General features: G+C 71.2%; 12 protein-coding genes and 1 pseudogene. 2 read left to right on the top strand and 11 right to left on the bottom strand.

Translation table 11 applies throughout. The features are described from left to right. Window positions 1-33: 33 nt before the first annotated feature. The 9 genes from A5714_RS15235 to A5714_RS15195 all read right to left on the bottom strand — a co-directional run bounded on the left by A5714_RS15235 (window position 34) and on the right by A5714_RS15195 (window position 9,605). Complete coding sequence (locus tag A5714_RS15235) at window positions 34-939, bottom strand: acyl-CoA thioesterase II (RefSeq protein ID WP_068066111.1); 906 nt, start codon at window positions 937-939, stop codon at window positions 34-36. Between the two features lie 16 nt (window positions 940-955). Beyond that, window positions 956-2,374 (bottom strand): pyruvate kinase, encoded by a 1,419-nt coding sequence (gene pyk, locus A5714_RS15230; RefSeq protein WP_068066113.1) that lies wholly within the window; start codon window positions 2,372-2,374, stop codon window positions 956-958. Window positions 2,375-2,439: 65 nt separating this feature from the next. Continuing rightward, on the bottom strand, window positions 2,440-2,877 hold the full coding sequence (locus A5714_RS15225; RefSeq protein WP_068286334.1) for a DUF2752 domain-containing protein: 438 nt from the start codon (window positions 2,875-2,877) through the stop codon (window positions 2,440-2,442). A 24-nt stretch (window positions 2,878-2,901) separates the two neighbouring features. After that, a complete protein-coding gene (locus A5714_RS15220) occupies window positions 2,902-4,329 on the bottom strand; it encodes a prolipoprotein diacylglyceryl transferase (protein WP_082959760.1) in 1,428 nt (475 codons plus the stop codon). After that, window positions 4,326-5,135 (bottom strand): tryptophan synthase subunit alpha, encoded by an 810-nt coding sequence (trpA, locus tag A5714_RS15215; protein WP_068286331.1) that lies wholly within the window; start codon window positions 5,133-5,135, stop codon window positions 4,326-4,328. Before trpA ends, A5714_RS15220 begins: the two co-directional genes overlap by 4 nt. Further along, window positions 5,132-6,394, bottom strand: a complete 1,263-nt coding sequence (gene trpB / locus A5714_RS15210) for a tryptophan synthase subunit beta (RefSeq protein WP_068286328.1) — start codon at window positions 6,392-6,394, stop codon at window positions 5,132-5,134. Before trpB ends, trpA begins: the two co-directional genes overlap by 4 nt. 68 nt (window positions 6,395-6,462) lie before the next feature. Next, window positions 6,463-7,281 carry an indole-3-glycerol phosphate synthase TrpC gene (trpC, locus tag A5714_RS15205; RefSeq protein WP_068066128.1) on the bottom strand — a complete coding sequence of 273 codons (819 nt, stop codon included), beginning with the start codon at window positions 7,279-7,281 and terminating at the stop codon, window positions 6,463-6,465. Between the two features lie 103 nt (window positions 7,282-7,384). Continuing rightward, window positions 7,385-8,074, bottom strand: a complete 690-nt coding sequence (locus tag A5714_RS15200) for a TIGR02234 family membrane protein (RefSeq protein ID WP_068286325.1) — start codon at window positions 8,072-8,074, stop codon at window positions 7,385-7,387. Continuing rightward, window positions 8,064-9,605 carry an anthranilate synthase component I gene (locus tag A5714_RS15195; RefSeq protein WP_068066946.1) on the bottom strand — a complete coding sequence of 514 codons (1,542 nt, stop codon included), beginning with the start codon at window positions 9,603-9,605 and terminating at the stop codon, window positions 8,064-8,066. The genes A5714_RS15200 and A5714_RS15195 overlap by 11 nt, the downstream gene beginning before the upstream one ends. Window positions 9,606-9,698: 93 nt before the next feature. On the opposite strand from A5714_RS15195, the gene A5714_RS15190 reads away from it, so the two are divergent. Continuing rightward, a complete protein-coding gene (locus A5714_RS15190) occupies window positions 9,699-10,157 on the top strand; it encodes a peroxiredoxin (protein WP_068066949.1) in 459 nt (152 codons plus the stop codon). A gap of 13 nt (window positions 10,158-10,170) precedes the next feature. Here the strand turns inward: A5714_RS15190 and A5714_RS15185 are convergent, their stop codons facing one another. Next, window positions 10,171-11,265 (bottom strand): calcium:proton antiporter, encoded by a 1,095-nt coding sequence (locus A5714_RS15185; protein ID WP_068066951.1) that lies wholly within the window; start codon window positions 11,263-11,265, stop codon window positions 10,171-10,173. 77 nt (window positions 11,266-11,342) lie between these two features. Here A5714_RS15185 and A5714_RS15180 point away from each other — a divergent pair. After that, a pseudogene (locus tag A5714_RS15180) lies at window positions 11,343-12,344 on the top strand (serine/threonine-protein kinase); the annotation flags it as partial. Between the two features lie 68 nt (window positions 12,345-12,412). Here A5714_RS15180 and A5714_RS15175 read toward each other — a convergent pair. Next, on the bottom strand, window positions 12,413-12,868 hold a 456-nt coding region (locus A5714_RS15175; protein WP_197513725.1), incomplete at its 5' end, for a TPM domain-containing protein.

Below are 12,868 nucleotides of genomic sequence, written 5' to 3'. Positions count from 1 at the left end.
GCGGCCGGAATCGGACCCGCGAAGTGCGCCCGATCAGCGCGCAGAGGGCGGGAAATATTTCAGCACGCCCTCCTGGACCACCGTGGCGAGCAGGTCGCCGGAACGGTCGAAGAAGTGCCCGGTGCCCAGTCCGCGCGAGTCCGCCGCCACCGGCGACGTTGTCGAGTACAGCACCCAGTCGTCGAAGTCGACCGCGCGGTGAAACCACACCGAATGATTGGCCGAGGCCGCGAAGATGCGATCGAACCCCCACGACAGGCCGTGGGTGGTGATCACCGAGTCCAGGACCGTGGTGTCCGACGAATACACCAGCGCCGCCGTGTGCAGGACGGGGTCGTCGGGCATCGGGCCGAGGGCCTTCATCCACACCCGGTTGTGCGGCAACCGGTCTCCTTTCTGCCGCATCACCCACGCCGGGTCGTTGGTGTAGCGCCACTCGATCGGCTGCAGCGCATTGACGAAATGCGGGACGGTCTCCTCGTAGCCGCGCAACAATTCGCCGATGGTGGGCTGCGCGTGCGGTTCACCCACCGGCGGCGGCTCGACGCCGTGCTCGAGGCCCTGGCCGCCGGCCATGTAGGAGATCAGCGCCGACGACAACAGCGTGCCGTCCTGCAGCGCGTCGACGCGTCGATTGGCGAAGCGCCGTTCGTCGCGCAACCGGGTGACCCGGTACTCAATGTCGGCGGTGATGTCGCCACCGTTGACGAAGTGGATCGACAGCGCGCTGGGCGGCAGGGTGTTGCGGATCAGGGTGCGGCTGCTCGCGACGAACGACTGGGCCATGAGCTGGCCGCCGAACGTCCGCATCGGATTCTTGCTGGGATGCGTGCCGACGAAGACGTCGTCGGCGACTCGGTCGAGCTCAAGGATGGCCAGCAGTTCGTCGAAGTCGGGGTGGTCTGTCGCGGCTTCGTGTTTTTGCTCGCCGGCCGGCACGGGCGCTCCTTGATCTCTAGAGGTCGTCCTCCCCGATCCGGTGCACGTGGATCAGGTTGGTGGACCCCACTGTGCCAGGTGGCGCGCCGGCGACGATCACCACCAGGTCACCGCGCTTGTACCGGCCGAGGTCCATCAGCGACTTGTCCGCCTGGCGGATCATCTCGTCGGTGGAGTCCATCATCGGGACGATGAACGTCTCGGTGCCCCACGTCATCGCGAGCTGGCTGCGCACCTCCGGCCAGGCGGTGAACGCCAGCAGCGGCAGCGGGGTGTGCAGGCGGGCCAGCCGTTTGACGGTGTCACCGGATTGGGTGAACGCCACCAGCGCCTTGGCGTCGAGCCGCTCGCCGATGTCGCGGGCGGCGTAGGAGATCACCCCACGCTTGGTGCGCGGCACGTGCGTCAGCGGCGGGGCGGCCGTGGAGTTGTCCTCGACCGCGCAGATGATCCGCGACATGGTCCGCACTGCCGCCAGCGGGTACTTGCCCACCGATGTCTCGCCCGAGAGCATCACGGCGTCGGCGCCGTCGAGCACGGCGTTGGCGACGTCGGAGGCCTCGGCGCGGGTGGGTCGCGAGTTCTCGATCATCGAGTCGAGCATCTGCGTCGCCACGATCACCGGTTTGGCGTTCTCCCGGGCCATCTGGATGGCCCGCTTCTGCACCAACGGCACCTCTTCGAGGGGCAGCTCGACGCCGAGGTCACCGCGGGCGACCATGATCGCGTCGAAGGCCAGGACGATCGCCTCGAGGTTGTCCACGGCCTCCGGCTTCTCGAGCTTGGCGATCACCGGCACCCGGCGCCCGATCCGATCCATGATTTCGTGCACCAGCTCGACGTCGGACGGCGACCGCACGAAGGACAGGGCGACCAGGTCGACGCCCAGGTCGAGCGCGAAGGTGAGGTCGTCGATGTCCTTCTCCGACAGGGCCGGGGCGGACACGTTCATGCCGGGCAGCGAGATGCCCTTGTTGTTGCTCACCGGGCCGCCCTCGACGACGGTGCAGACGACGTCGTCGCCGTCGATGCCCTCGACGACCAGGCCGACCTTGCCGTCGTCGACCAACACCCGGTCGCCGACGGCGGCGTCGCGCGCCAGCTTCTTGTAGGTCGTGGACACCCGGTCGTGGGTGCCCTCGCAGTCGGCGACCGTGATGCGGACGGTCTCGCCGTCGGCCCAGAAGGTGGAGCCGGTCGCGAAGCGCCCAAGCCGGATCTTGGGGCCCTGGAGGTCGGCGAGCACGCCGACCGCGCGGCCGGTGGCGTCCGAGGCCGACCGGACGCGTTCGTAGGCGGCTTTGTGATCCGCGTAGTCGCCGTGGCTGAAATTCAACCGCGCGACATCCATTCCCGCCTGGACCAGCGCCAAGATGAACTCGTCCGAATTCGTCGCAGGGCCAAGGGTGCAGACGATCTTTCCGCGTCTACTCACGCCGACCCAGCATAGTCGCGCCGGGCCACCGCGGCCCGCCTTATCGGCTGCCGCGCGGTGAACGATTACCCGCCGGAAATTGTCGGAACCAACGGAAAGCCGGGCAGATTCCGCAGCACCGTCCACGCGGCCGTCGCGATCACCGCCGCCACCAGCGCCGGAGCGGACAGGGCCGGCTTGCCGCGGCCGCGTCGGGCGACCACCCAGCCGGCCAACAGCGGGATGACAATCAGCGCGAAGACGTTGTCGGCCACGCTGGCCATCAGATGCCCGTGCAGCAGGTCGTAGGTCATGCGCAGGCCGCCGCAGAACGGGCAGTCCCAGCCGGTCAGCCACTTGAAGGGACACTGCGGATACACCGAGCGGGTGTCGTGCGGGTCGACCAGCCCGATGTAGCCGAGGGCGCCGCCCAGGGCGACCGTCGTGCCGGCCGCGACGTAACCGCGGTGCCGCCGGTGGGCGTGCGGGTGCCCGGAGGGGGCGATCTCATGGCTGTCGAACACGATGTCAGCTTGCCAGAAGGCGCGCTACGGCCGCTGCTTCCTGCCACGCAGCCGCCAGCCCCTGCGGGGGTTGCGCTCCCCCGCCGCGTCCGATTCGTCGGTTGCGGGCTCGTCGGGCAACGGGGCGGGCTCGTCGGCGGTCGGTTTCGCGGCCGACGCCTCCTCGGCCGCGGGTTCTTCGTCGCGCGCCTGGGCCGCCTCGATCTCGGGCTCCACGGCGTCGGGCTCCACGGCGTCGGGCTCGGCCGCCACCGGCGCCACGGCGGTGTCCGCGATCTCGGGCTCCCCCTGCGGCGCCTGCACCGCCTCGGCCGCCGTGGTTTCCACGGCCTCGGCCTCGGCCTCCGGCGCCCGCGCCGTCTCGGGCTCGGCGTCCGGCTCCGCGGCGTCGGTCGCCGTCGGTTCCGCCTCGGCCGCCACCGGCGCCACCGCGGTCTCCGCGCCTTCCGGGGTCTCCTCGCCATCCGGGGTCTCGGCCGCCGGGGCGTCCGTCCCCGCACCGCCGAGCGCGGTGGTCTCGGCCGTCGCGCCGCCCTGCTCGCCGGCCAGCGCCACCGTCGCCGGCTCCGCCGGTGCCTCGGCGTCGTCGATGCCGCGCAGCGTCTCGGGATCCTCACGACCCTTGGGCGCCACCATGAGGTACACCACGGCGCCGATGAAGACGAACGTCGAGGTGAACGAGTTGATCCTGATGCCCGCGATGTGCGTTGCCGTGTCGTCGCGCAGCAGCTCGACGACGAACCGGCCCACGCAGTAGCCCGCCACGTACACGGCGAACAGGCGACCGTGACCCAAGGTGAACCGCCGGTCGATGTAGAGCAGCGCGACGAAGACCACCAGGTTCCAGATCAGTTCGTAGAGGAACGTCGGCTGCACGACGAGGGCCACCTGGCCCGTCGAGACGCCGTCCAGCGAGTGCGGGTCGATGTACCCGGAGGGGTCGCGCCGGTAGAAGATCTCCAGGCCCCACGGCACGGTGGTCTCCCGGCCGTAGAGCTCCTGGTTGAAGTAGTTGCCGAGGCGGCCGATGGCCTGGGCCAGGATGATGCCGGGGGCGATCGCGTCGCCGAACGCCGGCAGCGGAATGCCGCGGCGCCGGCAGCCGATCCAGGCGCCCACCCCCCCGAGGGCGACCGCGCCCCAAATGCCCAGGCCGCCGTCCCAAATCCGCACGGCCGCACCGAATCCCGCGCCGCCGGGGCCCCAATACGTGCGCCAGTCGGTGGCCAGGTGATAGAGCCGGCCGCCGAGCAGCCCGAACGGCACCGTCCACAGCGCGATGTCGTAGATGACGCCGCGCTGCCCGCCGCGGGCCTCCCAGCGCCGGTCGCCGATGAGCAACGCGGCCACGATGCCGGCGATGATGAACAGCGCGTAGGCGCGGATCGGCAGCGGGCCGAGGTGCCACACACCTTGCGGCGGGCTCGGGAAGTAGGCGAGCAGCGTGGTCACGAGGCGCCCGCCCGAACACCGGCGGCGAGTTCCTCAGTCAGTGCGCGCAAAGCCGGTAGCCCCCCGTCACCCAACGCCGACACCAGCGCCGAACCCACGATCACGCCGTCGGCGTAGCGGCCGATCTCTGCGGCTTGCTCGCGCGACCGCACCCCCAGCCCGACACCGACGGGCAGGTCGGACACGGCCTTCACCCGGCGCACCAGCTCGGGCGCGGCGTTCGACACCGCGTCGCGGGCTCCCGTTACGCCCATCGTCGACGCCGCGTAGACGAAGCCCCGCGACGCCTCGATCGTCAACGCCAACCGCTCCGGCGTCGACGACGGCGCCACGAGAAAGATCCGGTCCAACCGATGCTCCTGCGCGGCCGCCAACCACTGGCCGGCTTCCTCGGGTATCAGGTCGGGGGTGATCAGGCCGTGGCCGCCGGCCGACGCCAGGTCGCGGGCGAACGCGTCGACGCTGTAGCGCAGCACCGGATTCCAGTACGTCATCACCACGGCGCTGCCGCCCGCGGAGCTGATGGCCTCGACCGCGGCCAGCGTGTCGCGCACGCGCACACCGCGCTGCAGCGCCGCTTCGGTGGCCCTGGCGATGGTTGGGCCGTCCATCCCCGGATCCGAGTAAGGCACCCCGACTTCGACGATGTCGCAACCGGATTCGACCAGTGCGACCATCCCGTCGACGGAAGAGCGGACGTCGGGGTAGCCGGTGGGCAGGTAGCCGATCAGCGCCGCGCGGCCGTCCGCACGGCACGACTGAAAGACCGACTCGAGCCGGCTCGCCTCGCTTTGCTTGAGCGTCATTGCTGATCGGACTCCATCAGCCCGAACCACTGCGCGGCCGTCGCGACGTCCTTGTCGCCCCGGCCCGACAGGTTCACCACGACGATCGCGCCGGGCCCCAACTCGGCGCCCAGTTGCAGGGCACCGGCCACGGCGTGGGCGGACTCGATGGCGGGGATGATTCCTTCGGTGCGGCACAGCAGGCCGAAGGCGTCCATGGCCTGCACGTCGGTGACGGGCCGGTATTCCGCGCGGCCGGTGTCCTTGAGCCACGCATGCTCGGGACCCACGCCGGGATAGTCCAATCCCGCTGAGATGGAATGGGATTCAATGGTCTGCCCGTCCTCGTCCTGCAGCAGATACGAGAACGACCCCTGGAACGCCCCCGGCGAGCCGCCGGTGAAGGTGGCCGCGTGCCGTCCGGTTTCGACGCCGTCGCCGGCCGCCTCGAAGCCGACCAGCCGGACCGCGGGGTCGTCGATGAACGGGTGGAAGATGCCGATCGCATTGGAACCGCCGCCGATGCAGGCGACGACCGCGTCGGGCAATCGGCCCGCCTGCGCCTGGATCTGGGCGCGCGCCTCGAGGCCGATGATGCGCTGGAAGTCGCGCACCATGGCAGGAAACGGGTGCGGGCCCGCCGCGGTGCCGAAGCAGTAGTAGGTGGTGTCGGCGTTGGTGACCCAGTCCCGGAACGCCTCGTTGATAGCGTCTTTGAGTGTGCGCGAACCACTTTCGACGGACACGACCCGCGCCCCCAGAAGCCGCATCCGCGCCACGTTGAGCGCCTGCCGGGCGGTGTCCACCGCCCCCATGTAGATCACGCACTCGAGGCCGAGCAGGGCGCACGCCGTCGCCGTCGCCACCCCGTGCTGACCGGCGCCGGTCTCGGCGATCACCCGGTGCTTGCCCATCCGCTGCGCCAGCAGCGCCTGACCGAGCACGTTGTTGATCTTGTGAGATCCCGTGTGGTTGAGGTCTTCTCGCTTGAGGAAGATGCGCGCCCCGCCGGCGTGTTCGGACAGGCGCGCCGCCTCGTATAGCGGCGACGGCCTGCCGGCGTAGCTGGCTTGCAGGCGGTCCAGCCGGTCCAGGAAGTCGGGGTTGATCCGTTCCTTCTCGTAGGCGGCCGTGACCTCCTCGATGACCGCCATCAGCGCCTCGGCGACATAGCGGCCGCCGTAGACGCCGAAATGCCCGGCCGAGTCCGGTTCGTGCCGAGTCGGTTCGGCGATGGCCGCGCTGGGCAGCGGAAGGCCCGGAAGGGAGGCGTCGACCATTACCAAAGCTCCACGCGCAGAGGGCTCATCGGGTTCAACGTTTCAGCGCCGGGCACGTCGACGAGCAATTAGCGAGCCGGTTTCGGACAGGACGGGTGGGTGCCCGCGGTGACCAGGTCGGCGACGGCGGCGCGCGGGTCACCGCTTTTCACCAGACCCTCACCGACCAGCACCGCGTCGGCGCCCGCACCGGCGTAGGCCAACAGGTCCGCGGTACCGCGCACGCCGGATTCGGCGATCCGGATCACCTTGCTGGGCAGGCCGGGAGCGATGCGCGCGAAGCAATCCCGGTCCACCTCCAAGGTGGCCAGATCGCGGGCGTTGACGCCGATCACGCTGGCGCCGGCCTTGAGCGCCCGGTCGGCCTCCGCCTCGGTGTGCACCTCGACCAGCGCCGTCATGCCCAGTGATTCGGTGCGATCCAGCATCGACACCAACGCCGACTGGTCCAGCGCGGCGACGATCAGCAGCAGCATGTCGGCACCGTGCGCTCGCGCCTCGTGGATCTGATAGGGCTGCACCACAAAATCCTTGCGCAGGATGGGAATCGACACCGCGGCCCGCACCGCGTCGAGGTCGTCGAGCGAGCCGCGGAATCGCCGTTCCTCGGTGAGCACGCTGATGATTCGGGCGCCGCCGTCTTCGTAGGCCCGGGCCAGCTTCGCCGGATCGGCAATGGTGGCCAGGGAACCCGCCGACGGGCTGGCGCGCTTGACCTCGGCGATGACGCCGATTCCGGGTTCGCGCAGGGCGGCCATCACGTCGAGCGGTGGCGGCGCAGCGGCTGCGGCGGCTTTGATTTCGGACAGGCTGATCAGCGCTTCGCGCGCGGCAACGTCGGCCCGGACTCCTTCGAGGATGGAGTCAAGCACGGTTGCCGGACTCATGCTTGTCGCTTCCCTTCCCACCGTCACCCTACGGCCGCCCACTTGTCCCCAAGCCGATCGCGACGACGTCCATGAAGGGTAGCGGCACCCGGCTCGCGGCCCATCACCGACCCTCGGTGTCAGACCGGTGGGACGGGTCGGTCGGCTCCCGCGTCGGGTCGCGGCCCTCGTCAAGCGCGTCCCAGATCATCCGCTCCGACAAGTCCGCCGTCCCCGGCTCGTCCGCCCCGGCCTCGGTGGGGTCCTGCCGCGCGATCGAACGGCGCGTCGCGGGCGCCGCGTACCGCTCCGCGCTCACGCGCGCCGACCCGCGATCCCCGGCCGCCCGCATGAGCAGCACGGCGGCGATGAGGACGCCCGCGGCGGCAGCCACCGCGACACCGGCGCCCCAGTGCCGCCGCTCGCTGCCCACCAGCGACATCACCGTGACGTGCGCCAGCTCGGCGCCGCGCACCGCCACGTCGGGCACCACCCACAGGCTGACGCCCAGGTAGCCGACGGCCAGGCTGACCAGCGCCAGCAGCGCCGCCAGGGCCCGCAACGGCCAGCCGCGCACGGCCAGCGCCGCGACCGCCGCGGCCAGCAGCAGCACGGCCAGCGGCAGCAACGCCGTCGACCAGGCGCCACCGGACAGCGCCACCTCTTTGGGCGGGCTCAGCCCGTCGAACGACCGGACCACCACCCACGGCAGCCGGGCGGACGCCCACAGCGCGCCCGCGGCCACGACCAGCAGCACCTGGGCGCTGCCGATCAGCCGCCGGCCGGGGCGCCGGGAGCTCGGGTCAACAGTCATCGGGGCCCGCGTCCGGGGCGGTCAGCGTCTCGGCGGCGGCGATCGCGTTGAGCACCGCGCGGGCCTTGTTGCTCGCCTCGGTGTACTCGTAGGGTCCGTTGGAGTCGGCGACCACCCCGCCCCCGGCCTGTACGTAGGCGGTGCCCGCGCGGATCAGCGCGGTGCGGATGGCGATCGCGAAGTCGGCGTTGCCGGCGAAGTCGAGGTAGCCCACCACCCCGCCGTAAAGGCCGCGGCGCGTCTTCTCGACCTCCTCGATGAGCTCCATGGCCCGCACCTTCGGCGCGCCGGACAGCGTGCCCGCGGGGAAGCACGCCGTCACCGCGTCCAGGGCGGTGCGGCCCTCGGCAAGCGTTCCGGACACGGTCGACACCAGGTGCATGACGTGGCTGTAGCGCTCGATGTGGCTGTAGTCCTCGACGTGCACGGTGCCCGGCGCGCAGACCCGGCCCAGGTCGTTGCGGCCGAGGTCGACCAGCATCAGGTGCTCGGCGCGCTCCTTCTCGTCGGCCAGCAACTCCTTTTCCAGCAGCTGATCCTCCTCGTCGGTCTCGCCGCGCCACCGGGTACCGGCGATCGGGTGCGTCGTGGCGGTGCCGTCGGCGACGGTGACCAACGCCTCCGGACTCGAGCCGACGATCGAGAAGTCGGTGCCGCCCCGCGCGTCCGGAACGTGGAACAGGTACATGTACGGGCTGGGGTTGGTGACCCGCAGCATCCGGTACACGTCGATCGGGTCGACGTCGGTGTCCATCTCGAAGCGCTGCGACGGCACCACCTGGAAGGCCTCGCCCGCGGCGATCTGCTCGACGAGGTAGTCGACGATCTTGCCGTACTCCTCGACGCTGCGCTGCGCGCGATACCGCGGCTCGGGCCGGTCGAACGTCGCGACCGTCGACGACAGCGGCTGGCCCAGCGCCGCGGTCATGACGTCGAGCCGGGCGACCGCGTCGTCGTAGGCCTCGTCGACCCGTTCGTCGGTGCCGTTCCAGTTCACGGCGTTGGCGATGAGCGTGATGGTGCCCTCGTGGTGGTCCACCGCCGCGAGGTCGGTGGCCAGCACCACCAGCATGTCGGGCAGCCGCAGGTCGTCGACCGCCAGCTCGGGCAGGCGCTCGAGGCGGCGCACCATGTCGTAGGCGAAGAAGCCGACCATGCCGCCCGACAGCGGCGGCAGCCCCGGCAACACGGCCGTCGCGAGCAGTTCCAGTGTCGCCCGCAGCGCGTGCAGCGGGTCGCCGCCGGTCGGCGCGTCCTGCGGCACCGCACCCAGCCAGACCGCCGCGCCGTCGCGCACCGTCAGCGCCGAGGGCGACCCGGCGCCGATGAACGACCACCGCGACCAGGACCGGCCGTGTTCGGCCGATTCCAGCAGGAAGGTCCCCGGCCGGTTGGCGGCCAGTTTGCGGTAGGCCGACAACGGCGTCTCGCTGTCCGCGAGTACCTTGCGGGTCACCGGGACCACCCGATGCTCGGCCGCCAGCTGGCGGAAATCCTCTCGTGAGGTCGTCGCGGCGAGGTGGGCTTGCACCGAACCATCTTCCCAGACGCCGGACCCGGCTTCGCGCGCGTGACGCCGCCGCGCTGCTCGCCACGGCAATCGCCCCGGGGCTACGCTCACGCCATGAAACCTGGCGACACCGTGGCGGACTTCGAACTGCCCGACCAGACCGGAACCCCGCGCAAGCTCAGCGACCTGCTGGCGGACGGACCCGTCGTCCTGTTCTTCTACCCGGCGGCGATGACACCGGGGTGCACCAAAGAGGCCTGCCACTTCCGCGACCTGGCGGCCGAATTCGCCACCGTCGGGGCCAACCGGGTGGGCATCAGCGCCGACCCGGTGCACAAGCAGGCCCAGTTCGCCGACCTGCGCAACTTCGACTACCCGCTGCTCTCGGATGCCGACGGCACCGTGGCCGCCCAGTTCGGCGTCAAGCGCGGCCTGCTGGGCAAGCTGCTGCCGGTCAAGCGCACGACGTTCGTCATCGACACCGACCGCACGGTCCTCGACGTGATCTCCAGCGAGTTCAACATGGACAGCCACGCCGACAAGGCGCTGGCCGCGCTGCGCGGCCGCTCCTAGCGACGCCGACGCGTCACGGGCTGATCGCCAGGAAGACGTAGGCGGCCAGCAACACCACGTGCACCTCCCCCTGCAGCCGGGTGGCCCGCCCGGGAACGACGGTGAGCATGCTGGTCACGACCGTCAACGCCAGCAGGACCAGCTGCACCGGCCCCAGGCCCAGCAGCAGCGGACCTTTCAGCCACACCGACGCCAGCGCGATCGTCGGGATCGTCAGCCCGATGCTGGCCAGCGCGGAGCCGTAGGCCAGGTTCAGGCTGATCTGGATGCGGCCCTGCCGCGCGGCGCGCACCGCCGCCAGGGTCTCGGGCAGCAGCACCAGCGCCGCGATCACCACCCCGACGAACGACTGCGGGAATCCCACGGCCGTCACCGCCCGCTCCAGGGCCGGCGCCTCCACCTCGGCCAGGCCGACGACCGCCCCCAGCGCCGCGAGCAGCAGGCCGAGGCTGGCCAGCGCCGCCCCCCTGCTCGGCGGGTCGGCGTGGCTCTCGTCCTCGAAGATCCGCTTCTTCTGCCCCTTCTGGGCGACGGGCAGGAAGAAGTCGCGGTGCCGCACCGTCTGCGTGAACACGAACAGCAGATACAGCAGCAACGACGCGACCGCGGCGAACGCCAGTTGCCCGGGCGAGAACTCCCGGCCCGGCTCGCTCGTGGTGAACGACGGCAGCACCAGGCTCAACGTCGCCAGCGTGGTGAGCGTGGCCAGCGCGGCGCCGCTGCCCTCGGCGTTGAACAGGGTGACGCCGTAGCGCCGGGAGCCGAGCAGCAACGACAGCCCGGCGATCCCGTTGGTGGTGATCATCAGCGCGGCGAACGCGGTGTCGCGGGCCAATGTCGCGGCCTCGTTGCCGCCGGAGGCCATCAGCTCGACGATGAGGGCCACCTCGATGATCGTCACCGCTGCCGCCAGCACCAACGACCCGAACGGCTCCCCGATCCGGTGGGCGACCACCTCCGCGTGCTGGACCGCGGCCAGCACGGCACCGATGAGAAACACCGCGGCCACCGCGACCAAAACGGGCCCCAGGTCGCGGCCCCAGATCGACGCCAACACGATCACGGCCAGTACGGGCACGACGACGGTCCAGGACACCCATTTCGACATCGCCCGCCATTCTCTTCGATGTGGTGGAGGCGCGCCTCTTCGGCGCCGCGTGGCGAACGCCTCAGTAGCATGCTCACATGCCCACGAGCGAAGGCCTGACGGCGGGACAGGTGTTTGCTGGTTACACGATCGTGCGGCATTTGGGGGCCGGCGGCATGGGCCAGGTGTATCTGGCGCAGCACCCGCGGCTGCCCCGCCGCGACGCCCTGAAGGTGCTGCCCGGCGACCTCACCGGCAACGACGAGTTCCGGCAGCGGTTCAACCGGGAGGCCGACCTGGCCGCCGGCCTGTACCACGAGCACATCGTCGGCATTCACGACCGGGGCGAATACGACGGGCAGCTGTGGCTGTCGATGGACTACGTGGAGGGCATCGACGCGGCCGAGCTGCTGCGGACCCGTTATCCGTCCGGCATGCCGAAAGCCGATGTCCTGCAGATCATTGCCGCGGTCGCCGACGCGCTCGACTACGCCCACGCCCGGGGGCTGCTGCACCGCGACGTCAAACCCGCCAACATCTTGCTGGGCGACGGCACCCCGCACCGGCGGATCCTGCTGGCCGACTTCGGCATCGCGCGCGAGCTCGGCGAGATCAGCGGACTGACCGCCACCAACATGCTGGTGGGCACCACCGCCTACTGCGCGCCCGAGCAGCTGCGCGGCGCCGATCTGGATGCCCGCGCCGACCAGTACGCGCTGGGCTGCACCGCGTACCAACTGTTGACCGGCGCCGCACCGTTTCAGAACTCGAACCCCGCGGTCGTCATCGGCCAGCACCTGTCCGCGCCGCCGCCGCGGCTCAGCGAGCGCCGACCCGACCTGGCGGACTGCGATCCCGCGATCGCCCGGGCCCTCGCCAAGGACCCGCAGGAGCGCTACGCCTCGTGCGCGGACTTCGCGACCGCGCTGGCCGGCCGCCCGGGCGCCACGGACGTCGCCGTCGGACCGACCGAGGTGATTGCCGCACAACACGTTTCGCCGACGGCGACGGGGGCGCCGGCCGGCCGCGGGAATCGGCGCGGCGTCGCGACCGTGATGGCGGTGCTGGTCGCCGTGGCGCTGGTGGGACTCGGCGCGGTCGTGGGCGGCGCCTGCCACACCGGGGATCACAGCTGCTTCGACGCCGACGTGTTGTTGGCGCCCGAGGGCTAGCCCGGCGTCATGTTGAGGCCCCGCGCGGCGGCGATCGCCGCCCGGGGCCATTCCCGCCGGGCGACGGCGGGGCCGATCCCGTCGCGGCGAATGGTCTCCACGTCGATACCGGTGCCGTTGATCGCCGCGCCGGGCACCCGAAACGAGAACGTCCGGTCCTCGGTGGCGACGGCCAGGATGGCGTCGGTCTCACCGAAACCGTTGGCGCGCATGGTGTCTTCGGCCCAGCGGAACGGCTTGAGGCCGCCGAAGTCCTTGACGTAGACCACCCACAGCCGGATGCCGCGCCCGTCGCGCAGGGCGGCCAGCGCCCGCTCGACCTCGCGACGCTCGTCGGGACTCAACACCGCGGACCGGTCGGTGAGCTGCCGCGCGCCTGGCGGCCGACTTCGGCATCGTCGGGGCCAACCGCCTGGGCCGCGGCGCCGAGCCGGTCTACGAGCAGGCCCAGT

It is taken from the genome of Mycobacterium sp. E2462, assembly GCF_001672685.1.
Taxonomy (GTDB): Bacteria; Actinomycetota; Actinomycetes; order Mycobacteriales; family Mycobacteriaceae; genus Mycobacterium.
This window is presented reverse-complemented; position numbering and strand designations above follow the sequence as displayed.

What these genes read in the sequence shown, in the direction of transcription:
- A5714_RS15190 (WP_068066949.1), top strand. Translation starts at nt 9,699, where the DNA reads ATGAAACCTGGCGACACCGTGGCGGACTTCGAACTGCCCGACCAGACC.
- A5714_RS15200 (WP_068286325.1), bottom strand. Translation starts at nt 8,074, where the DNA reads ATGACTGTTGACCCGAGCTCCCGGCGCCCCGGCCGGCGGCTGATCGGC.
- A5714_RS15185 (WP_068066951.1), bottom strand. Translation starts at nt 11,265, where the DNA reads ATGTCGAAATGGGTGTCCTGGACCGTCGTCGTGCCCGTACTGGCCGTG.
- trpA (WP_068286331.1), bottom strand. Translation starts at nt 5,135, where the DNA reads ATGACGCTCAAGCAAAGCGAGGCGAGCCGGCTCGAGTCGGTCTTTCAG.
- trpC (WP_068066128.1), bottom strand. Translation starts at nt 7,281, where the DNA reads ATGAGTCCGGCAACCGTGCTTGACTCCATCCTCGAAGGAGTCCGGGCC.
- trpB (WP_068286328.1), bottom strand. Translation starts at nt 6,394, where the DNA reads ATGGTCGACGCCTCCCTTCCGGGCCTTCCGCTGCCCAGCGCGGCCATC.